Origin of the sequence: Pseudomonas sp. PB120, from assembly GCF_009761815.1 — a bacterium.
GTDB lineage: Bacteria > Pseudomonadota > Gammaproteobacteria > Pseudomonadales > Pseudomonadaceae > Aquipseudomonas.
In genome coordinates this window covers 1-24,107 of record NZ_RWIN01000130.1, presented here as the reverse complement: position 1 = coordinate 24,107, position 24,107 = coordinate 1, and the positions used below count along the sequence as shown (strand labels likewise).

22 protein-coding genes are annotated in these 24,107 nt (G+C 59.8%); 16 read left to right on the top strand and 6 right to left on the bottom strand.

Going from position 1 to position 24,107, the window contains the following annotated elements:
• Nucleotides 1–97 precede the first annotated feature (97 nt).
• The 7 genes from EJA72_RS23690 to EJA72_RS23660 all read left to right on the top strand — a co-directional run bounded on the left by EJA72_RS23690 (nucleotide 98) and on the right by EJA72_RS23660 (nucleotide 8,515).
• Nucleotides 98–1,456, top strand: coding sequence for a glutamine synthetase family protein (locus EJA72_RS23690; protein WP_157714330.1), 1,359 nt, complete (start codon nucleotides 98–100; stop codon nucleotides 1,454–1,456).
• A 56-nt stretch (nucleotides 1,457–1,512) separates the two neighbouring features.
• Nucleotides 1,513–2,877, top strand: coding sequence for an aspartate aminotransferase family protein (locus EJA72_RS23685; RefSeq protein ID WP_157714329.1), 1,365 nt, complete (start codon nucleotides 1,513–1,515; stop codon nucleotides 2,875–2,877).
• A 183-nt stretch (nucleotides 2,878–3,060) separates the two neighbouring features.
• Nucleotides 3,061–4,158 carry a polyamine ABC transporter substrate-binding protein gene (locus EJA72_RS23680; RefSeq protein WP_157714337.1) on the top strand — a complete coding sequence of 366 codons (1,098 nt, stop codon included), beginning with the start codon at nucleotides 3,061–3,063 and terminating at the stop codon, nucleotides 4,156–4,158.
• 240 nt (nucleotides 4,159–4,398) lie between these two features.
• Nucleotides 4,399–5,496, top strand: a complete 1,098-nt coding sequence (locus tag EJA72_RS23675; RefSeq protein WP_157714328.1) for a polyamine ABC transporter substrate-binding protein — start codon at nucleotides 4,399–4,401, stop codon at nucleotides 5,494–5,496.
• Between the two features lie 72 nt (nucleotides 5,497–5,568).
• Nucleotides 5,569–6,711 (top strand): ABC transporter ATP-binding protein, encoded by a 1,143-nt coding sequence (locus tag EJA72_RS23670; RefSeq protein ID WP_157714327.1) that lies wholly within the window; start codon nucleotides 5,569–5,571, stop codon nucleotides 6,709–6,711.
• 35 nt (nucleotides 6,712–6,746) lie between these two features.
• Complete coding sequence (locus EJA72_RS23665) at nucleotides 6,747–7,628, top strand: ABC transporter permease subunit (protein WP_178129552.1); 882 nt, start codon at nucleotides 6,747–6,749, stop codon at nucleotides 7,626–7,628.
• Nucleotides 7,625–8,515 carry an ABC transporter permease subunit gene (locus tag EJA72_RS23660; protein ID WP_157714325.1) on the top strand — a complete coding sequence of 297 codons (891 nt, stop codon included), beginning with the start codon at nucleotides 7,625–7,627 and terminating at the stop codon, nucleotides 8,513–8,515. The genes EJA72_RS23665 and EJA72_RS23660 overlap by 4 nt, the downstream gene beginning before the upstream one ends.
• A gap of 123 nt (nucleotides 8,516–8,638) precedes the next feature.
• Here EJA72_RS23660 and EJA72_RS23655 read toward each other — a convergent pair whose 3' ends face one another.
• Nucleotides 8,639–9,280, bottom strand: a complete 642-nt coding sequence (locus tag EJA72_RS23655) for an HD domain-containing protein (RefSeq protein ID WP_157714324.1) — start codon at nucleotides 9,278–9,280, stop codon at nucleotides 8,639–8,641.
• Between the two features lie 337 nt (nucleotides 9,281–9,617).
• On the opposite strand from EJA72_RS23655, the gene EJA72_RS23650 reads away from it, so the two are divergent.
• Entirely contained in the window at nucleotides 9,618–10,583 is a 966-nt protein-coding gene (locus EJA72_RS23650) for a GlxA family transcriptional regulator (protein WP_157714323.1), read from the top strand.
• Nucleotides 10,584–10,631: 48 nt separating this feature from the next.
• Here EJA72_RS23650 and EJA72_RS23645 read toward each other — a convergent pair whose 3' ends face one another.
• Nucleotides 10,632–13,043, bottom strand: coding sequence for a penicillin acylase family protein (locus tag EJA72_RS23645; RefSeq protein ID WP_157714322.1), 2,412 nt, complete (start codon nucleotides 13,041–13,043; stop codon nucleotides 10,632–10,634).
• A gap of 107 nt (nucleotides 13,044–13,150) precedes the next feature.
• Complete coding sequence (locus EJA72_RS23640; RefSeq protein ID WP_157714321.1) at nucleotides 13,151–13,732, bottom strand: DUF6436 domain-containing protein; 582 nt, start codon at nucleotides 13,730–13,732, stop codon at nucleotides 13,151–13,153.
• Between the two features lie 97 nt (nucleotides 13,733–13,829).
• Here EJA72_RS23640 and EJA72_RS23635 point away from each other — a divergent pair, with 97 nt between their 5' ends.
• Entirely contained in the window at nucleotides 13,830–14,777 is a 948-nt protein-coding gene (locus tag EJA72_RS23635) for an alpha/beta hydrolase (protein WP_157714320.1), read from the top strand.
• Between the two features lie 116 nt (nucleotides 14,778–14,893).
• On the opposite strand, the gene EJA72_RS23630 is transcribed toward EJA72_RS23635, so the two are convergent.
• Nucleotides 14,894–15,646, bottom strand: a complete 753-nt coding sequence (locus tag EJA72_RS23630; RefSeq protein ID WP_157714319.1) for a DUF2059 domain-containing protein — start codon at nucleotides 15,644–15,646, stop codon at nucleotides 14,894–14,896.
• A 108-nt stretch (nucleotides 15,647–15,754) separates the two neighbouring features.
• Between EJA72_RS23630 and EJA72_RS23625 the strand changes: the two genes are divergently transcribed.
• Both EJA72_RS23625 and EJA72_RS23620 read left to right on the top strand, forming a co-directional pair.
• Complete coding sequence (locus EJA72_RS23625) at nucleotides 15,755–16,387, top strand: 2OG-Fe(II) oxygenase (RefSeq protein WP_157714318.1); 633 nt, start codon at nucleotides 15,755–15,757, stop codon at nucleotides 16,385–16,387.
• Nucleotides 16,388–16,389: 2 nt separating this feature from the next.
• Nucleotides 16,390–16,875, top strand: coding sequence for a DUF523 domain-containing protein (locus EJA72_RS23620; protein WP_157714317.1), 486 nt, complete (start codon nucleotides 16,390–16,392; stop codon nucleotides 16,873–16,875).
• 125 nt (nucleotides 16,876–17,000) lie between these two features.
• On the opposite strand, the gene EJA72_RS23615 is transcribed toward EJA72_RS23620, so the two are convergent.
• Entirely contained in the window at nucleotides 17,001–17,588 is a 588-nt protein-coding gene (locus EJA72_RS23615; RefSeq protein WP_157714316.1) for a transporter substrate-binding domain-containing protein, read from the bottom strand.
• 135 nt (nucleotides 17,589–17,723) lie between these two features.
• Between EJA72_RS23615 and EJA72_RS23610 the strand changes: the two genes are divergently transcribed.
• Nucleotides 17,724–18,149 carry a DUF4399 domain-containing protein gene (locus EJA72_RS23610; RefSeq protein ID WP_157714315.1) on the top strand — a complete coding sequence of 142 codons (426 nt, stop codon included), beginning with the start codon at nucleotides 17,724–17,726 and terminating at the stop codon, nucleotides 18,147–18,149.
• A gap of 73 nt (nucleotides 18,150–18,222) precedes the next feature.
• Here EJA72_RS23610 and serA read toward each other — a convergent pair whose 3' ends face one another.
• The gene (gene serA, locus EJA72_RS23605; protein WP_157714314.1) at nucleotides 18,223–19,452 is read right to left on the bottom strand and encodes a phosphoglycerate dehydrogenase; all 1,230 of its coding nucleotides are present in this window, start codon (nucleotides 19,450–19,452) and stop codon (nucleotides 18,223–18,225) included.
• 204 nt (nucleotides 19,453–19,656) lie between these two features.
• On the opposite strand from serA, the gene EJA72_RS23600 reads away from it, so the two are divergent.
• The 4 genes from EJA72_RS23600 to EJA72_RS23585 all read left to right on the top strand — a co-directional run bounded on the left by EJA72_RS23600 (nucleotide 19,657) and on the right by EJA72_RS23585 (nucleotide 24,021).
• Nucleotides 19,657–21,051, top strand: a complete 1,395-nt coding sequence (locus EJA72_RS23600; protein ID WP_157714313.1) for an FAD-binding oxidoreductase — start codon at nucleotides 19,657–19,659, stop codon at nucleotides 21,049–21,051.
• Between the two features lie 37 nt (nucleotides 21,052–21,088).
• The gene (locus EJA72_RS23595; protein ID WP_007995532.1) at nucleotides 21,089–21,754 is read left to right on the top strand and encodes a fumarylacetoacetate hydrolase family protein; all 666 of its coding nucleotides are present in this window, start codon (nucleotides 21,089–21,091) and stop codon (nucleotides 21,752–21,754) included.
• A 320-nt stretch (nucleotides 21,755–22,074) separates the two neighbouring features.
• Nucleotides 22,075–23,001 carry an SdiA-regulated domain-containing protein gene (locus EJA72_RS23590; protein WP_157714312.1) on the top strand — a complete coding sequence of 309 codons (927 nt, stop codon included), beginning with the start codon at nucleotides 22,075–22,077 and terminating at the stop codon, nucleotides 22,999–23,001.
• A 102-nt stretch (nucleotides 23,002–23,103) separates the two neighbouring features.
• Nucleotides 23,104–24,021, top strand: a complete 918-nt coding sequence (locus EJA72_RS23585; protein WP_157714310.1) for an SdiA-regulated domain-containing protein — start codon at nucleotides 23,104–23,106, stop codon at nucleotides 24,019–24,021.
• The last annotated feature ends 86 nt before the right edge of the window (nucleotides 24,022–24,107 follow it).

The following is a 24,107-nucleotide window of genomic DNA, read 5'->3' as shown; positions in this document are numbered from 1 at the left end:
ACCATAGCTTGTGGTAGACATGCATTTCAACGCGGCGCCGATGCGTCAAACAACGCCTGACTTACCAGAGTCAGGAAACTCAGCCTAAGAGGCATTTATGAGTCACAACCTCGACCAGCTCACCGATTGGTTGAAAGACCACAAGATCACAGAAGTCGAATGCATGATCGCCGACTTGACCGGTATTACCCGGGGCAAGATTTCGCCGACCAACAAGTTCATCGCCGAAAAAGGCATGCGCCTGCCCGAGAGCGTGCTGTTGCAGACCGTGACCGGCGACTATGTCGAAGACGACATCTATTACGAACTGCTCGACCCGGCCGACATCGACATGATCTGCCGTCCGGACGCAAACGCAGTCTACCTGGTGCCATGGGCCATCGAGCCCACCGCGCAGGTGATCCACGACACCTACGACAAGCAAGGCAACCCGATCGAGCTGTCGCCACGCAACGTGCTTAAAAAGGTCCTCAAACTCTATTCCGACAAGGGCTGGCAGCCCATCGTGGCGCCGGAAATGGAGTTCTACCTGACCAAGCGCAGTGACGACCCCGACTACCCGTTGCAGCCACCGATCGGTCGCTCCGGCCGCCCGGAAATCGGCCGTCAGTCGTTCTCCATTGAAGCGGCGAACGAATTCGACCCGCTGTTCGAAGACGTCTACGACTGGTGCGAACTGCAGGAGCTGGACCTCGATACGCTGATCCACGAAGACGGCACGGCGCAGATGGAAATCAACTTCCGTCACGGCGATGCCCTGTCGCTGGCCGACCAGATTCTGGTGTTCAAACGCACCATGCGCGAAGCCGCGCTCAAGCACGACGTGGCGGCCACGTTCATGGCCAAGCCCATGACCGGCGAGCCGGGCAGTGCGATGCACTTGCACCAGAGCATCATCGACATCGAAACCGGCAAGAACGTCTTCTCCAATGAAGACGGGACCATGAGCCAGTTGTTCCTGAATCACATCGGCGGCTTGCAGAAGCTGATCCCCGAGCTGTTGCCTCTGTTCGCGCCGAACGTGAACTCCTTCCGCCGCTTTCTGCCGGACACCTCGGCACCGGTGAACGTGGAGTGGGGCGAAGAGAACCGCACCGTGGGCCTGCGGGTCCCGGATGCCGGGCCGCAAAACCGTCGGGTGGAAAACCGCCTGCCGGGCGCCGACGCCAACCCGTACCTGGCGATTGCCGCGAGCCTGCTCTGCGGTTACATCGGCATGGTCGAAGGCCTGAACCCGAGTGCGCCAGTCGTGGGCCGTGGCTATGAACGCCGCAACCTGCGCCTGCCACTGACCATCGAAGACGCGCTGGAACGCATGGAAAACAGCGCAACCATCGAGAAATACCTGGGTAAAAAATTCATCACTGGCTACGTCGCGGTCAAGCGGGCCGAGCATGAAAACTTCAAGCGCGTGATCAGTTCGTGGGAGCGGGAATTCCTGCTCTTCGCCGTCTGATGCGCCGGGCGCCGCTGCTGTTGGCGGCGCTCCAACCGATTCCAAGGAGAATTCGCATGACCAGCAACAACCCGCAAACCCGTGAATGGCAAGCCCTGAGCAATGATCACCACCTGGCCCCTTTCAGCGACTTCAAACAGCTGAAAGAGAAAGGCCCGCGGATTATCACGAACGCCAAAGGCGTTTACCTCTGGGACAGCGAAGGCAACAAGATCCTCGACGGCATGGCCGGCCTGTGGTGCGTAGCGATCGGCTACGGTCGCGATGAACTGGCCGATGCCGCCAGCAAACAAATGCGCGAACTGCCTTATTACAACCTGTTCTTCCAGACCGCTCACCCGCCGGTGCTGGAACTGGCCAAGGCCATCGCCGACATCGCGCCTGAAGGCATGAACCATGTGTTCTTCACCGGTTCCGGTTCGGAAGGCAACGACACTATGTTGCGCATGGTCCGCCATTACTGGGCGATCAAGGGCCAGCCGAACAAGAAAGTCATCATCAGCCGCAAGAACGGTTATCACGGTTCCACCGTGGCCGGCGCGAGCCTGGGCGGCATGACCTACATGCACGAACAAGGCGACTTGCCGATCCCGGGCATCGTCCACATCGCCCAGCCGTACTGGTTCGCTGAAGGCGGCGACATGACACCGGAAGAGTTCGGTGTGTGGGCTGCCAATCAGCTGGAAGAGAAGATTCTGGAAGTCGGCGTGGACAACGTCGGTGCGTTTATTGCCGAGCCAATCCAGGGCGCTGGCGGCGTGATCATTCCGCCCGCTACCTACTGGCCGCGCATCAAGGAAATCCTCGCCAAGTACGACATCCTGTTCGTGGCGGACGAAGTGATCTGCGGTTTCGGCCGCACCGGCGAGTGGTTCGGTTCCGATCTCTACGACCTCAAGCCCGACATGATGACCATCGCCAAAGGCCTGACTTCGGGCTACATCCCGATGGGGGGCCTGATCGTGCGTGACGAAGTGGTCGCGGTGCTCAACGAAGGCGGCGACTTCAACCACGGCTTCACTTATTCCGGTCACCCGGTAGCCGCCGCCGTGGCGCTGGAGAACATCCGCATCCTGCGCGAAGAAAAAATTATCGAGCGCGTTCATGGGGAAACGGCACCTTATTTGCAAAAGCGTCTGCGGGAACTGAACGATCACCCGTTGGTAGGGGAAGTGCGTGGGGTCGGTCTGTTGGGGGCGATCGAACTGGTTCAGGACAAGGCCACTCGCAAGCGTTACGAAGGCAAGGGCGTCGGCATGATCTGCCGCCAGTTCTGCTTCGACAACGGCCTGATCATGCGTGCGGTGGGCGACACCATGATCATTTCTCCGCCGCTGGTAATTACACCGGCTGAAATCGATGAGCTGGTGACCAAGGCACGCAAGTGCCTGGACCTGACCCTGAGTGTGTTGCAGGGCTAAGTGCTAGGCTCTGGGCGGGGTGCGAAGTTTGCACTTCGCCCGGAGTAAATAAAGGATGGGTCTTTCCTTGAAAGCCTGCCTCGTAACTTGCCAGACTACCGGTTGTTCGGATGCCCAGGAAAAAGGCCGCTGAGCGCGTGGTTAAAAAGAAAAATTGGAGCATTACCCATGAAGGCATTAGGTATGAAGATAGCTGGCAAGACCCTCCTCGCCATGTCCCTGCTGGGCGCAATGGCGGGTGCTGTACAGGCGGACGACAAGGTGTTGCACGTCTATAACTGGTCCGACTACATCGCTCCGGACACCATCGCGAACTTCGAGAAAGAGTCCGGGATCAAGGTGGTGTACGACGTTTTCGACAGCAACGAAACCCTGGAAGCCAAGTTGCTGGCAGGCAAGTCCGGCTACGACGTCGTCGTGCCGTCGAACAACTTCCTGGCCAAGCAAATCAAGGCGGGTGTCTACCAGACGCTGGACAAATCCAAACTGCCTAACTGGAAAAACCTGAACCCTGATCTGCTCAAAGCAGTATCGGTCAGCGACCCGGGCAACGAACACGCCTTCCCGTACATGTGGGGTTCGATCGGTATCGGTTTCAACGCCGAGAAGGTCAAGGCTGCACTGGGCGCCGACGCACCAACCAATTCCTGGGACTTGATCTTCAAGCCTGAAAACGCTGCCAAGTTGAAGTCGTGCGGGATCAGCCTGCTCGATTCGCCAACCGAAATGATTCCGGCGGCATTGCACTACCTGGGCCTGCCAACCGACAGCCAGAAGAAAGAAGACATCGACAAGGCTGAAGCGCTGCTGCTGAAAGTACGTCCTTCGATTGCCTACTTCCACTCGTCCAAGTACATCTCCGACCTGGCCAACGGCAACATCTGCGTTGCCGTCGGTTACTCGGGTGACGTGTACCAGGCCAAATCCCGCGCGGCTGAAGCCGGCGACAAGGTCAAAGTCAGCTACAACATTCCGAAAGAAGGTGCAGGCAGCTTCTACGACATGGTCGCCATCCCTAAAGATGCCGAAAACGTCGAAGGCGCCTACAAGTTCATGACCTACCTGCAGAAGCCGGAAGTCATGGCAGCAATCACCAACGCCGTGCGCTTCCCGAACGGCAACGCAGCGGCTACCCCGCTGGTTGATAAAGACATCACCAGCGACCCGGGCATCTACCCGCCTGCCGACGTCCAGGCCAAGCTGTACGCGATTGCCGATTTGCCGGCCGCGACCCAGCGGATCCTGACTCGCAGCTGGACCAAGATCAAATCCGGTAAGTAAGTAACACCCCCTGTAGGAGCGAGCTCGCTCGCGATGAACCTGAGAGCACCGCTGGGTGCCAGGCAGCCAGCGTCATCGTTGACGACCATCGCGAGCAGGCTCGCTCCTACAAGGATCTTCATAAAGTTTGCTGGAACGGTTTTTCGAGGGTAAGTTGCGCGCCGGTTTTGTTGCTGGGCAGCCATGACTGTCATGTAACGCGGGGCAACTTGGGCCCAACTAATTTTAGAGGACCTCCACTTGCCTATTTTTTCTTTGTTGCGCAATGCCCTGCTGTTTGGCGCCGGTCTGACGCTTGCCGTCAGTGTTCAGGCTGCCGGTACGGTGCATATTTATAACTGGTCGGACTACATCGGTCAGACCACCCTGGCTGACTTCCAGAAAGAGACCGGCATCAAACCGGTGTATGACGTCTTCGATTCCAACGAAACCCTGGAAGGCAAGTTGCTCGCCGGGCGGACCGGTTACGACGTGGTCGTGCCGTCCAACCACTTCCTGGGCAAACAGATCAAGGCGGGCGCTTTCCAGAAGCTCGACAAGTCGAAGCTGACGAATTACTCGAACCTCGACCCGGTGCTGCTCAAGCGTCTGGAGCAGAACGATCCGGGCAACCTGTATGCCGTGCCGTACCTGTGGGGCACCAACGGCATCGGTTACAACGTCGACAAGATCAAGGCTGTGCTGGGCGTCGACACCATCGACTCGTGGGCGGTGCTGTTCGAGCCGGAGAACATCAAGAAGCTGCACAGTTGCGGCGTGGCGTTCCTCGACTCCGCTGATGAAATGATGCCGACCGTGCTCAACTACATGGGCCTGAATGCCAACAGCACCAACCCTGAAGATTACAAAAAGGCCGAAGAGAAGTTGCTGGCGGTGCGGCCTTACGTGACCTACTTCCACTCTTCCAAATACATCACCGACCTGGCCAACGGCGATATCTGCATCGCGGTCGGGTTCTCCGGTGACATGTTCCAGGCCCGTAACCGTGCCGAGGAAGCCAAGAAGGGCGTGAAGATCGCCTACACCATTCCCAAGGAAGGTGGCGCGCTGTGGTTCGACATGCTGGCGATCCCGAAGGATGCAGCCAACGTCAAGGAAGCCCACGCGTTCATCAACTATTTGCTGAAACCTGAGGTGATCGCCCAGGTCAGTGATTACGTCGGCTACGCCAACCCTAATCCGGGGTCGGACAAACTGATGGAACAGTCCATTCGCACCGACGAAGCGGTTTATCCACCGCAGGCAGTCCTCGACAAGACCTACGTGTCCATCGAGTTGCCACCGAATATTCAACGTTTGATGACCCGCAGCTGGACCAAGGTCAAGTCGGGTAAATAGCTTCAAGGCTCAAACTATCCAAAGTTGGCTCACCTTGAGCGAACTGCACTCTTTTTTTTGGGAGTTTCGTAAATGGCAGTTGCCTCCGGCGCCTATAAGAAAGCCCTCGAGGGCGACCAGTCACCTAAACAGGTGCTGGTCAAAATCGACCGGGTCACGAAGAAGTTCGACGAGACGATTGCCGTGGACGATGTGTCCCTGGAAATCAAGAAAGGCGAGATTTTCGCCTTGCTCGGCGGTTCGGGATCGGGCAAATCCACCTTGCTGCGCATGCTCGCCGGCTTCGAACGACCGACCGAAGGGCGGATCTTCCTTGATGGCGTAGACATCACGGACATGCCGCCGTACGAGCGGCCGATCAACATGATGTTCCAGTCCTATGCCTTGTTCCCGCACATGACCGTGGCGCAGAACATCGCCTTCGGCCTCAAGCAGGACAAGCTTCCGGCGGCTGAAGTCGATGCTCGCGTGGCGGACATGCTCAAGCTGGTGCAGATGAGCCAGTACGCAAAGCGCAAGCCGCATCAGTTGTCCGGTGGCCAGCGTCAGCGTGTGGCCCTGGCGCGTTCGCTGGCCAAGCGACCGAAGCTGTTGCTGCTCGACGAACCGATGGGTGCGCTGGACAAGAAACTGCGTTCGCAGATGCAGCTTGAGCTGGTCGAGATCATCGAACGCGTTGGCGTAACCTGCGTCATGGTGACCCACGACCAGGAAGAGGCCATGACCATGGCCGAGCGCATCGCGATCATGCACCTGGGCTGGATCGCCCAGATCGGCAGCCCGATCGACATCTACGAAACCCCGACCAGCCGCCTGGTCTGCGAGTTCATCGGCAACGTCAACATCTTCGACGGCGAAGTAATCGACGACGCCGAAGGTCACGCGACCATCACCTGCAAGGACCTGGACCGCCAGATCTACGTGGGCCACGGCATCAGCACCTCGGTGCAGGACAAGTCCGTGACCTACGCGATCCGTCCGGAAAAACTGCTGGTGACACCGACCATGCCGACCTGCGAGTACAACTGGTCCAGCGGCAAGGTGCACGACATCGCTTACCTGGGCGGTCACTCGGTGTTCTACGTCGAACTGCCGAGCGGCAAGATCGTCCAGTCTTTCGTCGCCAACGCCGAACGCCGCGGTCAGCGTCCAACCTGGGGTGACCAGGTGTACGTGTACTGGGAAGACGACAGCGGCGTGGTACTTCGCTCATGAACATGCGCAAATTCAAACGACGCCTCAATCGAATAATTCCCGGTGGCCGTCAGCTGGTCATCGGGGTTCCGTTCATCTGGCTGTTCATGTTCTTCATGTTGCCGTTCTTCATCGTGTTGAAGATCAGCTTCGCCGAAGCCGACGTGGCCATTCCGCCGTACACCGAGATCTACAACTTCGTCGACCAGAAGCTGCAGGTGCTGCTCAACCTCAGCAACTACGCCATGCTCGGCGACGACGAGTTGTACATCGCTGCCTACCTCGGCTCGTTGAAGATGGCGTTTTTCAGCACCATCCTCTGCCTGCTGATCGGCTACCCGATGGCCTACGCCATTGCCAGTGCCCGTAAAGAGCTGCAAACGGTGCTGGTGCTGCTGATCATGATGCCGACCTGGACCGCGATCCTGATCCGCGTGTATGCGTGGATGGGCATCCTCAGCAACAACGGCCTGCTCAACGGTTTCCTGATGAGCATGGGCTGGATCAACGAGCCGCTGCAGATCCTCAACACCAACCTGGCGGTGTATATCGGCGTGGTTTATTCCTACCTGCCGTTCATGATCCTGCCGCTCTACGCCAACCTGGTCAAACACGACAACAGCTTGCTGGAAGCCGCATCGGACCTGGGTTCGAGCACCTTCAACAGCTTCTGGAAGATCACCATTCCGCTGTCCAAGAACGGGATCATCGCCGGCTGCATGCTGGTGTTCATTCCGGTGGTGGGCGAGTTCGTGATCCCGGAACTGCTGGGCGGTCCGGAAACGCTGATGATCGGTAAAGTGTTGTGGCAAGAGTTCTTCAACAACCGTGACTGGCCGGTGGCGTCTGCCCTGGCGGTGGTGATGCTGGCGATCCTGATTGTGCCGATCATCCTGTTCAACCGTAGTCAGGCCAAAGAAATGGAGGGCAAGGAATGAAACGCTTCCGTTTCTCAAGCTTCATGCTGGTGGCGGGTTTGCTGTTCATCTACGCGCCGATGCTGATCCTGGTGATCTACTCGTTCAACGCCTCGAAACTGGTGACGGTGTGGGGCGGCTGGTCGATCAAGTGGTACGTCGGGTTGATGGACAACACGCAACTGATGGGCTCGGTGGTGCGCTCGCTGGAAATCGCCTGCTACACCGCGATTGCGGCGGTGGCGCTGGGGACATTGGCAGCGTTCGTCCTGACCCGTATCACCCACTTCAAGGGTCGCACGCTGTTCGGTGGCCTGGTCACCGCTCCGTTGGTGATGCCGGAAGTGATCACCGGTCTGTCGCTGTTGCTGCTGTTCGTGGCGATGGCGCAGATGATCGGCTGGCCGCAGGAACGCGGGATCGTCACCATCTGGATCGCGCACACCACATTCTGTGCGGCGTATGTGGCGGTGGTAGTGTCGGCGCGCTTGCGTGAGCTGGACCTGTCCATCGAAGAGGCGGCCATGGACCTGGGTGCCCGGCCGTGGAAGGTGTTCTTCCTGATCACCATCCCGATGATCGCGCCATCGCTGGCAGCGGGGGGCATGATGTCCTTCGCGTTGTCCCTCGATGACCTGGTGTTGGCGAGCTTCGTGTCGGGCCCGGGTTCGACGACCTTGCCGATGGAAGTGTTCTCGGCGGTACGTCTGGGCGTGAAACCGGAGATCAACGCCGTGGCCAGCCTGATTTTGCTGGCGGTGTCGATCGTGACTTTCCTGGTCTGGTTCTTCAGCCGACGTGCCGAAGAAACGCGCAAACGTGCGATCCAACAAGCCATCGAAGAAGGCGCTGCCGATTCGTGGAAGCAACCGGACGTGCGCCGCGCGCAGGCACCGGAAGCGGCCTAAAGGTTGGCCACAATCATGTGGCCAACCCGATTCACTGTGGGAGCCAGCCTGCTGGCGATGGTCTATCAGCCACATTGATGTCGACTGACGCACCATCACCAGCAGTCTGGCTCCCACAGGGCTTTATGCAGCCCAAGGCGATTTGCGGATGATCTCGACGAAGTTCATCGGCTTGAAGCCCGGATCAATGTCCACCAGCACATCGGCGTTCACCGTGCCGAAGGTGGTGTCCGGCTTGTGTTTGAAGCCGTTGGCGAACGCACACAGAATGCATTCCTTGAACCCTTCACCCCGCGGGTGCGCATGCACCACCGCTTCGCGCTGCACGGTCGGAAACGCGGCATAGTCGATACCCAACACATCCATCTCAACCCCGGCGGTAACCAGTGCCACGTTCGGACGCAGGTGCTGCGGCACGCCCGGCGTGGTGTGCAGGGCAATCGACAGCCAGACCTGTTCCACGTCGTCGTCGCTCAAGCCGAACGGTTTGAGAAATGCCTTGGCGGCGTTGGCGCTGTCGACTTCAAAGCGTTCGTCGTCTGTGCGATGGCCTTCCATCAAACCCAGGTCATGGAACATGGCGCCGACATACAACAGCTCGGGGTTGTAGGCCAGTTGCTTGCGCTCACCGCTCAAGGCACCGAACAGAAATACCCGGCGCGAGTGGTGATACAGCAGGTCTGACTCCACGTCGCGAATGTATTCGGTGGTGGCCTTGGCCAAGGCGCTGTCGGGGATTTTGATACCGGCGATGGTGCTGCTCATGGTGCTTTCCTCATGGGGAGCGCCGTGGCGGCGCTGATGGGTAAAGTCTGTTCCCCCACCCGAAACCGGACAATCGATCCATGGCTGCGATCCTTGCCAATGAGCGTGCATATCGCGCCAACCTCGCTTGTTGCGCGCGGATTGGCTAAGTTTGAACGCGGTGTTTTAGCTTTTGTGGCGAGGGAGCTTGCTCCCGCTGGGTTGCGCAGCAGCCCCAAAAACCAGCAACGGAATTCGTCAGGCACACCGCATCGCGCGGTTTGCGACAGCTGCGCAGCCGAGCGGGAGCAAGCTCCCTCGCCACAAGAAAGCGTGATCTTTAGAGGCTTTGCGTACCATGAGTAAAACCGTTGCCATCGTGGTGTTCGCCGGCGTTCAGTCCCTGGACGTCACCGGGCCCATGGATGTGTTTTCCGAGGCCAATCGCTTTCTCGAGCCGCACGACCACTATCGGCTGGAGGTCATCGGTGTGGAGCGCGGAGTGATGCCGTGTTCCAACGGTTTGGCACTGCATGCCCATCAGCATTTCAGCGAAGCGCTGGAGGCGTATGACCTGCTGTTGGTGGCCGGTGGGCCGCAGCTGCCATTCATGGACTTTGGTCCGGTGTTCGATGCCTGGCTACGGGATGCCAGTGCACGAGCGCAGCGGTTTGGTTCGATCTGCAACGGCGCCTTCATGCTGGCGCGGGCCGGCTTGCTCGAGGGGCGGACGGTGACGACTCACTGGAGTGATGCTGCGGCGCTGGCCCGGTTGTGCCCCTCGACGCAGGTCGAAGCGGATCGCTTGTATGTGCAGGACGGCGAGCTGTACACCTCGGCCGGGGTCACGGCGGGCATTGATCTGTCGTTGTACCTGCTGGCACGGGATCACGGGCCGGAAGTGGCGCTCAGCGTGGCCAAGCGACTGGTGGTGTTCACTCAGCGATCGGGTGGGCAATCACAATTCAGCCCGTTCCTCACGCCCCACGCCGAGCCCACTTCGGCGGTGGCGTTGGTGCAGCTCTACGTGCTGGCCAACCTGACCGGCGACCTGGCGCTCTCTGACCTGGCCAACGCCGCCAACATGAGTGCGCGCAACTTTTCCCGGGTGTTCGCCAAGGAAGCCAAAATCACCCCGGCGGAATTCGTCGAACGGGCGCGGGTGGACGCGGCGCGGGTGCTGCTGGAGAGCACCCATTCACCGCTCAAGACGGTGGCGTACCAGTGCGGGTTTCGGGATGCGCAGCACATGCGCAGCGTGTTCAACCGCCGGCTGGGCGTGACGCCGCAGCAGTTCAGGTTGAACTTTGCGGCGATGGTTTGAGGAATGTTTGATGGTGTTTTTGAAGGCGTCCGCCCAGGCAACATAAATCTACTGCGCAGCCCGCGCCGGCAACAGCTTCAACGTACTGCGCGTATTGGCCGTCACTTCCTCGTCATTCAGATGCGCCTGGAAATACACCCCTTCGACATACGCTTCGGCCTGGTCGTCATAGTGACTGTCAAACGGCACGCCACTCTGGCCGACCGGGTTTACCGTCAGGCTATGGGCCGGGTCGGCGAAGTCGATCAGCCGTCGGGTCGACGGGCCATACGTCACCGGCCACGGTGCCGGTCCAATTTTCGCCGACAGGTTGTTCGGCACTTCATGGCTGCCGGGCGCCGCGAACGGGCCCACATTGAAAATTCGATCCAGCGGCTTCTGCTGCCCCAGTGGATGGCCATGGGTCAACGTGTGCGCCTTGCCCCACTGCCATTGCGCGAAATCCGCGCCCAGCGTGGTCTTGAGGTGCGCAATGCTCGCCTGCCACGCCACCTTGACCGTGTCGGCGCGGGTTTCCTTGCCGAGGGTGTTGCGGTTGTCCCACCAAGGCGAATCGGGAGTCGCGGCCAGCCGTGGCAACGCCGCGTCGATGACTCGGGTCGAGAGCAGCGTTTCGAAGAAGTCATTGCCCAATTCGTCGTGCATTGTCGCGTCGGCCAGGTTGAACAGGAACTGGTTGAACAGCGTGGCGCTGGTGGAGTCCAGCGGGTAATCACCTTGCCACTGGGCCAGTTGCTCCACCAGTTTGAGTTCGGCAGGATCGCTCACCACTTCGCGCAGGACCGGCAGCAGGGGCGCCAGCAAGCGCGGGCCGTAGGCCGTCGTGGTGCCCAGTTGCAGTTTCTGGCTGGCCTCCAGGTCCCACTTGACGTTTTTGTCGCTGAGCTGGCGATTGAGTTGCTGCCCGCGATCCGCCAGGTTGTAGTAGCCGGGAATTTCCATGCCCGTGGGTGAAACCGGCTGGAAGTTGGCCGAGACGATGTAGCCCCGCGTCGGGTTCTCTTCCTGCGGGTTGGCGCTGAAGGGGTAGAAACCGTCCTTGTCCGCGTCGGTGGTGCTGCCGTCGAGAATGAACCACGGGCGTACACCGACCGGACGCTTGGGCAGTTGCGCCGCGGCCCACCAGCCGATGTCGCCCTTGGCGTTGGCCCAGACGATGTTCAGGCCCGGCGCCTGGACCTTGGCGGCTGCACTGCGAGCCTTGGCCAGGGTGTCAGCGCGGTTGAGCTGGTAGAAGCCTTCGAGGATCGGGTTCTGGCTTTCGAGGAAGCCCCACCACATGGCGATTGGCGTTTTGCCGACGCCGTTGCCCAGCGCATCGTTGACGATCGGCCCGTGGGGCGACTGGCGCAGCACCAGTGTCACCGGCGCCTGCCCCTTGACCGCGATCTGTTGCTCGCTGGTCACCATGTCCACCCACTTGCCGCGATACCAGACTTGATTGGGATTGTCCGGGTTGACCTTCTCGGCGATCAGGTCGAGGTCATCGTTCTGGAACATGGTGATGCTCCAGCCGAAGTCGCGATTCATGCCCAGCGAGGCGAAGGGCATCAGCGCCTGATAGTGGCCGTAGAGTTCGAAACCCGGCGCCGAGAGCTGCGCTTCGTACCACACCGACGGCGCGGAAAAACGAATGTGCGGGTCACCCGCCAACAATGGCTTGCCACTTTTTGTGCGACTGCCGGAGACGACCCAGGCGTTGCTGCCTTCGAACTGCGGCAGGCCATTGTCGGCGAGTGCCTGTTCGCTCAGGCGGGCGAGGGCGTTGAGGTCCTTCCAGTCCAGGCTGGTCAAAGGCGGGAGGGGGCTGCTGCGTTTTTTCGCCAGCACGCCTTTGGGCTGCCACTCGAGATCGAAGACGTCGAGATAGTTGGCGCCCAACTGATCGCGCACGTAGGTCAGCAACGGCTCGGTGCGAAAGGCCGCAGCAAAACTGTAGGCCATGTAACCGGCAATGCTGATGGTGTCCTCAGCGGTGAAGGGGCGTTTCGGGATGCCCAGAACATCGAATTCGGCAGGTTTGGGGTGGCTGTCCTGATACTGGTTGATGCCGTCCAGATAGGCTTGCATCGCGGTCCAGGACGGCGATTGTTTGTCCAGGTTTGCCAGATAGGTTTCAGCACGTTCGCGAATGCGCAGGCTGCGCATCAGCTTGTCGGTGTCGAGCAGTTTCGGGCCCAGCACCTCGGCCAGTTCTCCGCGTGCAAGCCGGCGCAGCACTTCCATCTGAAACAGTCGATCTTGGGCGTGAACGTAACCCAGGGCGCGGTACATATCGGTTTCGTTGTCGGCACGAATGTGGGGGATGCCGCGCTCGTCGTAGCGCACGGTCACGGACCCTTGCAGGTGTTGCAGCTCAACCATGCCCTGGCGTGTCGGTTGTTTGCTGTAGACGTACCAGCCGGCGCCGGCGGCGAGCACGACCAGCAGCAGGGCAAGAACGGTCAGGCTGCGTTTCATGGAGATTCCTTGTTGTTATGAGTGGTAGCGGTCCCTGCGCCAATGTTTAACACGGCGTGTTGAAATGGCCCATCGCACTTAGGAGGGATTTGCGTTTGCCGTCTGCATCACTTCGGCGTGTCCACCGGCCATGGGCAGTAACACCCCACCGCCAAGGTGTGCGTGGCCGTTACCGCGCGGCCCTCATCCAGCGTCTTCAGGATCGGCTCGATAAAGCTGTTGCTGGAATTGCAGGTCAGGCCTTCGCTGTACGGGCCGAAATACGCCAGTTTGCCGCTGCGATCCCAGATCGCCACGGCCGGGCTGGCGGGGATCTGATCGGAGCCGGGCAATACGGTGATGGTTTTCAGGCTGCTCAAGGTGCTCGGCAACTGGCCGTGGCTGCCGGGTTTTTGTACGGCGTAAAACTCCACGCCGTGGGGCACATAGCGCTCGACCAGTTCGGTCAGGTGTTGTTGATTGCCGACGTTGCACGGGCAGGCCGGGTCCCAGAAGTGCACCAGGCGGATGGCGCCGGGGCCGGCGAGGTCATCGGGCAAGCGCAGCGGGTCGCCGGAAAATACGGCGGTGTGCTCGCTGAACGCCCGCAGGTAGCGCCCCTGAAACCAGTCGTAGGCCGCCCACAGCACGCCGGCACACACGAGGGCGAGCAGGCCGGCGAACAGCGTGGTGCGGTAGGACGGACGCATGGGTTTGGATCCTCGAAGGTCGCCCAGCTTGCCATGCTTGCCGCGACAGATGAATATCGCAGGCCCATAAAGACTGTTTCACGGTTTGGAATTGCTCATGCCTGCCACCTTCGACCCCGATCAACTGCGTGCCAGCCTGCGGCCCTTGGCCGATGGGCAGCCACTGTCGGCCGAAGCGATGGCGTACCAGCGCTTCTATGGCCTGGATTTTTCGGGGCGTGAGCTGCGCAGCGGTCTCGGCCGTTTTGAGGTCGACGGGTATGAAGTGGTCAGCCAGTTCTGGTGGCCGGAGCGGGCGAAGGCGACGTTGTTGCTGTTTCACGGTTTCTACGATCACACCGGCCTCTATCGGCATGTGATCGAGTGGGCGCTGGATCTGGGGTTTGCGGTGATTGCCTGTGATTTGCCGGGGCACGGCTTGTCCAGCGGCGAGCGCGCCAGCATCAAGGATTTCGCCGAGTATCAGGACACCTTGCACGGGTTGTTCGCCGAAGCGGTGTCACTGAACCTGCCGCAGCCATGGCACCTGTGCGGGCAAAGTACCGGCGGTGCGATTGTGATCGATCATGTACTCAACGCGGGCGCGAGCAGCCCGGCCCAGGGCCAGGTAATTCTGCTGTCGCCGCTGGTGAGACCACGGGCCTGGGGTTGGTCGAAGCTCAGTTATTACCTGCTCAAGCCGTTCGTCAAAGCCATTGCCCGGCGTTTCAGCGAGAACTCCAACGACCCGGATTTCCTGCCGTTCCTGCAGGCCGATCCGCTGCAACCCCTGCGCTTGCCGACGGCCTGGGTCGGCGCGCTGGCGCGGTGGATCAAGCGCATTGAAGCCGCACCGGCCAGCCCGCGCCGGCCGCTGATCGTGCAGGGGCAGGCGGACATGACGGTGGATTGGGAGCATAACCTTGAGGTGTTGAAAGCCAAGTTCGATCGGCCGCAGGTGTTGATGCTGCCGCAGGCGCGGCATCATCTGGCGAATGAGACGGTGGCGTTGCGAGAAGAGTATTTCGGGTTTTTGACCAAGCGGATCAAGGGCCGAAATGGGTAGTGGCTGTCAGGGCCTCTTCGCGGGCAAGCCGGTCTCGCTCCCACACTAGACGGGTGTTCGCAGAACTAATGTGGGAGCGAGCCTGCTCGCGATGGCGGTCATGAGGGCGCCGAAAATTACTGGCTGAGGCTCGAAGGATTCTGCCCCACCGCCAACCCCGCCCGAATCGCCGCCAACGCCGCCTGGTAATACGCCTTGCCTTCAGCCGACTCGGCAAACGTGGCGAACTCTTCCAGCTCTTCATCCGACAGGTCGCGATAGACATACAGCAGCGTGTTATTCAGATCACTGCCGATCTGATCCATCAAGCGCTGGCGTTGACCGTTCAACAGGCCTTGCGCCTGACCGCCACCGAGCAAGCCGGGAATCATCGAACTCAGGCTGTCGGCCGCGACGCCGGCAATCGCCAGGCTGACCTCCGCACCGGCTTCGCGCGCGGGCAGGGCTTGGGCCAGGTGGCCGATGATCAGCAGGCGGCTGTCGCTGGCCTGCATCTTGGGCAAGCCCTTGGCGTTTTTCGCCAGTTGATCGCGGCGAGTCGCCAGCAGTTCGGCGGCGACGATTTTCTTGCCCAGGGGTGTCTGAAAAAAGGCCAATGCGGGTTTTGGGTCGGCGAGGGTTTTGCGCAGTTGAGCCTCGGCGCGCTGGTCGACGGCCTGCGGGGCGAAACGCTGATTACTGTTGTCGACCAACGCCTGGAACACTGCCGGAGGCAGGCTGTTCTGGTAGCGCTGCTGAGCGGCTGACAGTGCATCGTTGAAATGCGCGCGTTGGTCTGGCCAACCGGCGACCTTGTACAGTTGGTCGTGGCCGTCTGCCCAGGCGGGCAAAACACAGAGCATCAACAGTGAAAAAAGCAAACGGCGCATAGGGACTCCTGTCAGCAGCCGACTATTCTCCGTGCGGCATACGGACTTGTCGAGAATTCGTGTCAAGCCGCCGCGTGGCTCTGTCGGATTTTCAGGCACAGGAATACTATGCGCGCCATGCAAATATCCTCTGATCACCCGCTGCTGTTACGTATCGTCGACGACCTCGCTGCACGCGGCTGGTCGCAGCAGGACGTTTTCCTGCCTTTAGGTCTGACACAGGAACTGGCGGCCGAGTGCCGTAAACGTGCCGCCAAGGGTGAACTGGCCCCGGCGGCGGTGGGGCGCGGGCCGACATCGGAGGTTCGCGAGGGGATTCGAGGCGACCACATCCAGTGGATCGAACCCGGCCAGGCGTTGGCGTGCGACAGCTATCTGCAGTTGATGGACAGCCTGCGCGAAGCATTGAACCGGGGTTTGTACCTGGGCCTGGAGGAGTTCGAATGCCATTTTGCGCTGTACCCGCCCGGGGCTTTCTACCTCAAGCACCTCGACCGGTTCCGCGATGACGACCGGCGCATGGTGTCGGCGGTGGTGTACCTCAATGACGCCTGGCTGCCCGAGCACGGCGGTCAACTGCGCATGTACCTGAATGATGGCGTCGAATACGATGTGTTGCCGGTCGGTGCAAGCCTGGTGGTGTTCCTGTCAGGTGAAGTCCCCCACGAAGTCCTGCCCGCGACCCGGGATCGCCTGTCGTTGACCGGCTGGTTCCGGCGTCGTGGCAACGAGCCGTTCTGATCATGCAAAAAATTCTGGTAAGCCGCTGCCTGCTGGGCCACCGCGTACGTTACGACGGCGGGGCCAGCGGGCCATTTGATTTATTGCAGCAGTGGCTCGACGAAGGTCGGGTCGTGCCGTTCTGCCCGGAAGTCGCGGGCGGGCTGCCGACGCCGAGGGCCGCCGCGGAAATCCCGGGCGGGCAGGGCGCCGAAGTGCTGGATGGCCAGGCCTCGGTGATCACCACCGAGGGCGAGGACGTCAGCGCACAATTCCTGTCGGGGGCGTATCAAGCGCTGGAACTGGTGCAAACCCACTGCATCCGGATTGCGGTGCTGAAGGCGAACAGCCCGTCTTGCGGGAATGTGCTGACGTATGACGGCACGTTCAGCGGTGTGAAGGTCAGCGGCGAAGGCGTTACCGCAGCGTTGCTCAAGCGCCACGGCGTGCAGGTCTTCAATGAGCTGGAGTTGCCACAAGCAGCAGCTGCCTTGGCCGCCCAAAACTAAAAGACACCACAAACCCCCTGTAGGAGCGAGCTTGCTCGCGATGGACGTGAACGATAACGCTCCAAACCAGACATCCAGCGGTGCTCTTTAGTGTTTCGCGAGCAAGCTCGCTCCTACAGGGTGATTTATTTGGGCGCCACACTCGTATCCGCCCCGAACCACTTCTGCGACAACGCCTCCAGCCGGCCATCCGCCTTGATCCGCTGCAACGCGTTCTCCAGGCTGGCATGAAACGCCGGGTTCCCCTTCTGGAATGGAATCGCCAGGCTCACCGTCGGGTTCTCTTTCGGTTTCTCTTGCGTCAGCGACTGCACCAGCAGCATCGAGCGCGGCTCCTCTTCCTTCTGCGCGATCAATTGCGCATTGGTGTAGCTGTAAGGTTGGCTGAAATCGAAACGATCCTTGAGCGCCGAGGTCATTGTTATGTGGTTGATGGCGATGTCGTACTTGCCGGTTTCAACACCCGGCAACAAATCGCTGGTGTCGGTCACGACAAAGTCCGGCCGTACATCCAGCTCATTGGCGAGCAGTTGGCCCAGTTCGACTTCGAAGCCCGTGAGCTTGCCGTCCTCTTCCTTGAAGTTGAAGGGGGGCGTATTGGCTTCAAGGGCAATGCGCAGTTCGCCGCGGTCGTTCACGTCATCAATCAGTTCGGCATGAGCCAAAGGGCTCAAAAGGGGTAGCAGGCAGATCAGGCCAGGCAAAAAGCGCATGGTCACTCCTTTGAATTTTTTATCGCGAAGCTCTGAGTCAGGCTCGCTTTGCTATGGTTGTTGAGTGCCTTCGACAACGATTGGCCATAAAGTTGTTATGGCTGTACGGATTCTAGGAAAAAACTGGAGAAGAGAATGAAAACCTTTATGTCACGAGCCGCATTGGCAGGCCTTTTACTGGGTGCCTCGATGCTGGCAACCGCTGCCACGCCGGCCCCCAAGGGTGCAGAAGTGTCCATTGTTTCTCCGGCTGACGGTGCCACGGTACCTGAAACCTTCACCGTCAAGTTCGCTGTCGAGAACATCGCGTTGGCACCGGCGGGCGACGTCACCAAGAATACCGGCCACCATCATCTGCTGATCGACGTCGACAAGCTGCCTGCCGAAGGCGCACCGATTCCCAATGACGCCAACCACATGCACTTCGGCAAGGCGCAAACCCAGGCCGATATCAAACTGGCCCCCGGCAGGCACACCTTGCAGCTGGAACTGGGCGACAGCGGCCACATGCCGTTTGATCCGCCCATCGTGTCGAAGAAGATCACCGTCAACGTGAAATGACCCGCTTGCTGTAAAAACGCGTGCATGAAAAAGGAGACCCTGGGGTCTCCTTTTTTTGTCGCTCAAGTCACTGTCAGAACAGTACGCGGCAACGGATGGTGCCGTTGATGTGCTGCAGTTTCTCTTGGGCGATTTCCGAGTAATCGGCATCGACGTCGATGACGACGTAGCCGACTTTCTCGTTGGTCTGCAGGAACTGACCGGAGATGTTGATGCCGTTTTCGGCGAAGACCTTGTTGATCTCGCTCATCACACCCGGAATGTTCTCGTGGATGTGCAGCAGGCGGTGCTTGCCAGGGTGAGCCGGCAAGGCCACTTCCGGGAAGTTCACGGACGATACCGAGGTACCGTTGTCGCTGTACTTGACCAGTTTTTCTGCCACTTCCAGACCGATGTTGGCTTGCGCTTCAGCGGTGGAGCCACCGATGTGCGGGGTCAGGATCACGTTGTCCAGGCCACGCAGCGGGCTTTCGAACTCTTCGTCGTTGGAGCGTGGCTCCACCGGGAATACGTCGATGGCCGCGCCGATCAGGTGCTTGTCCTTGATCGCGTCCGCCAGGGCTTGCAGTTCGACCACGGTACCGCGAGCGGCGTTGATCAGGATGCCGCCCTTCTTGATGGCGCGGATTTCTTTCTCGCCGATCATCCACTGGGTCGCAGCGGTTTCCGGTACGTGCAGGGTCACGATGTCGGACATGCCCAACAATTCGTGCAGGTTGCCGACCTGGGTGGCGTTACCCAGTGGCAGCTTGGTCACGGTGTCGTAGAAGTACACCTGCATGCCCAGGCCTTCAGCCAGGACCGACAGTTGCGTACCGATCGAGCCGTAACCGACGATGCCCAGCTTCTTGCCACGGATTTCGAAGGAGTTGGCTGCGCTCTTGATCCAGCCGCCACGGTGGCAGGAAGCGTTCTTCTCAGGGATGCCGCGCAGCAACAGGATCGCTTCGGCCAGCACCAGCTCGGCAACGGAACGGGTGTTGGAGTACGGCGCGTTGAACACCGCAATGCCGCGTTCGCGGGCTGCGTTCAGATCGACCTGGTTGGTGCCGATGCAGAAACAGCCAACAGCGACCAGCTTCTTCGCGTGATCGAAGATCTCTTCGGTCAGTTGAGTGCGGGAGCGAATGCCGATGAAGTGAGCATCAGCGATCTTTTCCTTCAGCTGGGCTTCCGGCAGAGAACCAGTGAGGTACTCGATGCTGGTGTAGCCAGCCGACTTGAGAACGTCGACAGCCGATTGGTGGACGCCTTCGAGAAGAAGGAACTTGATCTTGCTCTTATCGAGAGAAGTCTTGCTCATCTGCGTAAACCTGTATCCCGGAGAAAAATGGCAGGAAATAGCCAGCAGACGCTGACCCGGACGGCAGGAAGGCCGTCGCCGCAGAATTGCCTTTCGGCACTATGCTGCGGGGTCGGTATGCTAGCATATGCACCCCGCTAAACACTCATTCCTGCGACGTGAAGCGTTCTCAGGATGACCATGAATTGTTCGAGAGTTCTGTCGATGACCAATCCTGCCCTGATTGAAGAGCTGAAGACCCTGGTTGAGCCTGGCAAGGTGCTGACCGATGCCGACTCCCTGAATGCTTACGGTAAGGATTGGACCAAGCATTTCGCGCCAGCCCCGACCGCCATCGTGTTTCCCAAGACCACCGAGCAGGTCCAGGCCATTGTCCGTTGGGCCAATGAACACAAGGTTGCGCTGGTGCCGTCCGGCGGGCGTACCGGGCTTTCCGCGGCCGCGGTGGCAGCCAATGGCGAAGTGGTCGTGTCCTTCGACTACATGAACCAGATTCTCGATGTGAACCTGACCGACCGCACCGCAGTGTGCCAACCGGGCGTGGTCACCGAGCACCTGCAGAACGTCGCCGAAGAAAAAGGCCTGTACTACCCGGTGGACTTCGCTTCGGCGGGTTCGAGCCAGATTGGCGGCAACATCGGCACCAATGCCGGCGGAATCAAGGTCATTCGCTACGGCATGACCCGTAACTGGGTGGCGGGCATGAAAGTGGTCACCGGCAAGGGCGACCTGCTGGAACTGAACCGCGACCTGATCAAGAACGCCACCGGCTACGACATGCGTCAGCTGTTCATCGGCGCTGAGGGCACCCTGGGTTTTGTGGTTGAAGCGACCATGCGCCTGGACCGTGCGCCGAAAAACCTCACCGCCATGGTGCTGGGCACTACCGATTTCGACTCGATCATGCCGGTATTGCACGCGTTCCAGAGCAAACTCGACCTGACCGCGTTCGAATTCTTCTCCGACAAAGCCCTGGCCAAGGTCATGGGTCGAGGTGACGTGCCGGCGCCGTTCGAAACCGATTGCCCGTTCTACGCGCTGCTGGAATTCGAAGCGACCACTGAAGAAGTGGCCAACCATGCGTTGGAAACCTTCGAACATTGCGTCGAGCAGGGCTGGGTGCTGGACGGCGTGATGAGCCAGAGCGAAACCCAGTTGCAGAACCTGTGGAAGCTGCGCGAATACATCTCCGAAACCATTTCCCACTGGACGCCGTACAAGAACGACATTTCGGTCACCGTGTCGAAAGTCCCGGCCTTCCTGAAGGAAATCGACGCGATCGTCGGTGAACACTACCCGGATTTCGAAATCGTCTGGTTCGGCCACATCGGCGACGGCAACCTGCACTTGAACATCCTCAAGCCGGATAACCTGAGCAAGGACGAGTTCTTCGCCAAGTGCGCCACCGTTAACAAGTGGGTGTTCGAAACCGTCGAGAAGTACAACGGTTCGATTTCCGCCGAACACGGTGTGGGCATGACCAAGCGCGATTACTTGACCTACAGCCGTTCCCCGGTTGAGATCGAGTACATGAAAGCGGTCAAAGCGGTGTTCGACCCGAACGGGATCATGAACCCGGGCAAGATTTTCGCTGTTTGACGTTCGAACTTAAGCGCTACGAACCAGGAGTCGGTCAATGAGCTATCAGCACCAGTATGTCGACGGTACACGCATTCATTTCCCGCTGGGGAAGGTCGTGTGCATCGGCCGTAACTACGCCGAACACGCCAAGGAACTGGACAACCCGGTGCCTACCGAGCCGCTGCTGTTCATCAAGCCCGGCAGTTGCGTGGTGCCGCTGGAAGGCGGTTTCAGCATTCCGACCGAGCGTGGCTCGGTGCATTACGAAGCGGAAATCGCGGTATTGATCGGCAAGCCTTTGTCGACCAAGCCGAGCCGTGAAGAAGTGCTCGATGCGATCTCCGGGTTTGCCCCGGCCCTGGACCTGACCTTGCGCGACAAGCAGGCCGAGCTGAAATCCAAGGGCCTGCCCTGGGAAATCGCCAAGTCGTTCGACGGCGCGGCAGTGATTGCACCGTTCGTGTCCGGCAGCACCTTTGCCGACCTGACCGACATCGGCATCCGCCTGACCATCAACGGCGAAGTGCGCCAGGATGGCAACAGCAGCGCCATGCTCAACCCGATCGTGCCGATGATCCAGCACATGGCCGGCTGCTTCTCGCTGCAGGCCGGTGACGTGATCCTGACGGGCACGCCGGTGGGTGTCGGCCCGCTGAATGTGGGCGACGAGATCGTCCTGGAACTGCCGGGCGCCAGCCGCTTCACCAGCAGCGTGCGCTGACCGAAACACCGCAAAATCCTGTGGGAGCGAGCCTTTGTGGCGAGGAAGCTTGCTCCCGCTGGGTCGCCGAGCGGCCCCAAATGCTTTGCGACTGCTTCGCAGTCGAGCAGGACGGTGCGGCGATCCGACAAGCTCCCTCGCCACAAAGGCTCGCTCCCACTGTGGTTTATGGCGACTTCAGGTTCTGAGCCCGCGCAAGGCAATCGCGCCATTTCCCGTTTTTTTCACATTCCGTCTGGATAATTCTGCGGACTCTGGCATCTGAGCCGGGCCCAATTGTGCTATTACCCATAGCCTGAATTTCTGGAACGCTCTCCTCAATGGCCACCCAACCGCTGCCCACCTTCAAACCTGCCCGTCGCTCACGCTTCGCCCTGCGTTGGTATTCCTGGCTTTTGCTGATCGCGATTGCCCTGTACGGCCTCGCGTTTGCGATGCATTGGGATAATCGCGGTGTGCTTTGGTTGCACGAGCGTTTCGAAACCCCGAGCGAACGCCAGGCTAGCATCTGGCTGCCGGATTACCATGCGGTGATCGATGCCAAGCTGCTGCCGGGCATGGAAAAGGACGAAGCATCGGACCTGGCCTACGATCCGCAGACCAAAACCCTGTTCTCGGTGATGGGCAAGAATCCGTTCCTGGTCGAGCTGAATTTGCAGGGCGACGTGTTGCGCAAAATGCCGCTGGTGGGCTGGAGCAACCCGGAAGGCGTCACGGTGCTGGGCAACGGCCTGCTGGCGATTGTCGATGAGCGCCAACACCTGATCACCATCGTCAAGGTCGATGCCAACACCCGCGAATTGAACATCGCCGACTTTACGAAGTACGACCTTGGGCCTTCGAAAGACCAGAACAAGGCCTTTGAAGGTGTCACCTGGGATTCGAGCAACCAGCAACTGCTGCTGGGCGAAGAGCGTCCACCGGCCTTGTTTGCCTGGAAAGGTGATGGCCGGGTCCTGACCGGTGACAAGCTGAAGCTGGCCAGCCATGCGCTGGACATGCGCAACCTGTCGGCCCTGGCCATCGACCCGCGTACGGGCCACATGCTGGTGCTGTCCGCCGACTCGCACTTGCTGCTGGAGCTGGACAAAAAGGGTGAACAAGTCAGCTTCATGACCTTGCTGGGCGGCTTCAATGGTCTGAAAAACACCATTCCCCGGGCCGAAGGCGTGACCATGGACGAAGCGGGCAACGTGTACATGGTCAGCGAACCGAACCTGTTCTATCGCTTCGAAAAGCAGAAATAAACGCCAATACCTTCAGGTTGTAGTCATCAGCGACAGGCCATTAAGCTTGAGTTCACACAGGCGTGATATTTCATCCGCCTGTTCTGTTTTCGAGCTGCCTGAATGCGCCGACTTGCCCGACCCAAACCTCTCCTGTTGATCCTGGCCGTGATTGCACTGATTGCGCTGGTCTCGATCGGGCAATACATGCGTCTGTTCGAGCGGACCTGGTTCAACCTGCAAACCCTTTGGCAGCCGCTCAGCAGTGAATCCATTGGCCTGGATCAATACCAGGTGGAAGTTGAAGCGCGGGTGATCGATGGCCTGGACGACGATGTGTCGGCGCTGACGTTCGATCCGGTGCGCCGAAGCCTGTTCACCGTCACCAACAAAAATTCCGAATTGATCGAGCTGTCGCTGGACGGCCGGATTCTTCGGCGTATCGCGTTGGTCGGCTTCGGCGACCCGGAAGCGGTCGAGTTCATCAGCGCCGATACGTATGTGATCACCGACGAGCATCAGCAGCGCCTGATCAAGGTTCATCTGGAGAAGGACACGACCTTCCTTGATGCGGCGGAGGCCGAACAGATGACCCTCGGCGTACACTTGAGCGGCAACAAGGGCTTCGAAGGCCTGGCCTATGATTCGGTGGGTAAGCGTCTGTTCGTGGCCAAGGAGCGCGATCCGATGCTGATCTACGAAGTGCAGGGCTTCCCGCATTACAACCCGGAAAAATCCTACGCGGTGCATGTGGTCAACAATCCGAAACGCGATGCCGGGTTGTTTGTGCGAGACCTGTCGAGCCTGCAATACGATGAGCGCAGCGGCCATCTGCTGGCGCTGTCCGACGAATCGCGGCTGATTATGGAGCTGGATGTGGACGGGCGACCGCTGAGCACGATGTCCTTGAACAAGGGGCGTCAGGGGTTGCAAAAAAATGTGCCGCAAGCGGAAGGCATCGCCATGGACGACGATGGCACGATGTACCTGGTGAGCGAACCGAACCTGTTCTACGTCTTCAAGAAACCGCCGAAACCTTGAGTAGCGCCGCCATACAACTGTGGGAGTGAGCCTGCTCGCGATGACGGTGTGTCAGCCAACATCTTCATCGACTGACACACCGTCAT

Coding starts and splice junctions, on each gene's coding strand:
- EJA72_RS23690 (WP_157714330.1), top strand. CDS start 98: ATGAGTCACAACCTCGACCAGCTCACCGATTGGTTGAAAGACCACAAG.
- EJA72_RS23615 (WP_157714316.1), bottom strand. CDS start 17,588: ATGCGCTTTTTGCCTGGCCTGATCTGCCTGCTACCCCTTTTGAGCCCT.
- EJA72_RS23660 (WP_157714325.1), top strand. CDS start 7,625: ATGAAACGCTTCCGTTTCTCAAGCTTCATGCTGGTGGCGGGTTTGCTG.
- EJA72_RS23610 (WP_157714315.1), top strand. CDS start 17,724: ATGAAAACCTTTATGTCACGAGCCGCATTGGCAGGCCTTTTACTGGGT.
- EJA72_RS23650 (WP_157714323.1), top strand. CDS start 9,618: ATGAGTAAAACCGTTGCCATCGTGGTGTTCGCCGGCGTTCAGTCCCTG.
- EJA72_RS23670 (WP_157714327.1), top strand. CDS start 5,569: ATGGCAGTTGCCTCCGGCGCCTATAAGAAAGCCCTCGAGGGCGACCAG.
- EJA72_RS23685 (WP_157714329.1), top strand. CDS start 1,513: ATGACCAGCAACAACCCGCAAACCCGTGAATGGCAAGCCCTGAGCAAT.
- EJA72_RS23655 (WP_157714324.1), bottom strand. CDS start 9,280: ATGAGCAGCACCATCGCCGGTATCAAAATCCCCGACAGCGCCTTGGCC.
- EJA72_RS23590 (WP_157714312.1), top strand. CDS start 22,075: ATGGCCACCCAACCGCTGCCCACCTTCAAACCTGCCCGTCGCTCACGC.
- EJA72_RS23680 (WP_157714337.1), top strand. CDS start 3,061: ATGAAGATAGCTGGCAAGACCCTCCTCGCCATGTCCCTGCTGGGCGCA.
- EJA72_RS23595 (WP_007995532.1), top strand. CDS start 21,089: ATGAGCTATCAGCACCAGTATGTCGACGGTACACGCATTCATTTCCCG.
- serA (WP_157714314.1), bottom strand. CDS start 19,452: ATGAGCAAGACTTCTCTCGATAAGAGCAAGATCAAGTTCCTTCTTCTC.
- EJA72_RS23620 (WP_157714317.1), top strand. CDS start 16,390: ATGCAAAAAATTCTGGTAAGCCGCTGCCTGCTGGGCCACCGCGTACGT.
- EJA72_RS23625 (WP_157714318.1), top strand. CDS start 15,755: ATGCGCGCCATGCAAATATCCTCTGATCACCCGCTGCTGTTACGTATC.
- EJA72_RS23645 (WP_157714322.1), bottom strand. CDS start 13,043: ATGAAACGCAGCCTGACCGTTCTTGCCCTGCTGCTGGTCGTGCTCGCC.
- EJA72_RS23630 (WP_157714319.1), bottom strand. CDS start 15,646: ATGCGCCGTTTGCTTTTTTCACTGTTGATGCTCTGTGTTTTGCCCGCC.
- EJA72_RS23635 (WP_157714320.1), top strand. CDS start 13,830: ATGCCTGCCACCTTCGACCCCGATCAACTGCGTGCCAGCCTGCGGCCC.
- EJA72_RS23640 (WP_157714321.1), bottom strand. CDS start 13,732: ATGCGTCCGTCCTACCGCACCACGCTGTTCGCCGGCCTGCTCGCCCTC.
- EJA72_RS23585 (WP_157714310.1), top strand. CDS start 23,104: ATGCGCCGACTTGCCCGACCCAAACCTCTCCTGTTGATCCTGGCCGTG.
- EJA72_RS23600 (WP_157714313.1), top strand. CDS start 19,657: ATGACCAATCCTGCCCTGATTGAAGAGCTGAAGACCCTGGTTGAGCCT.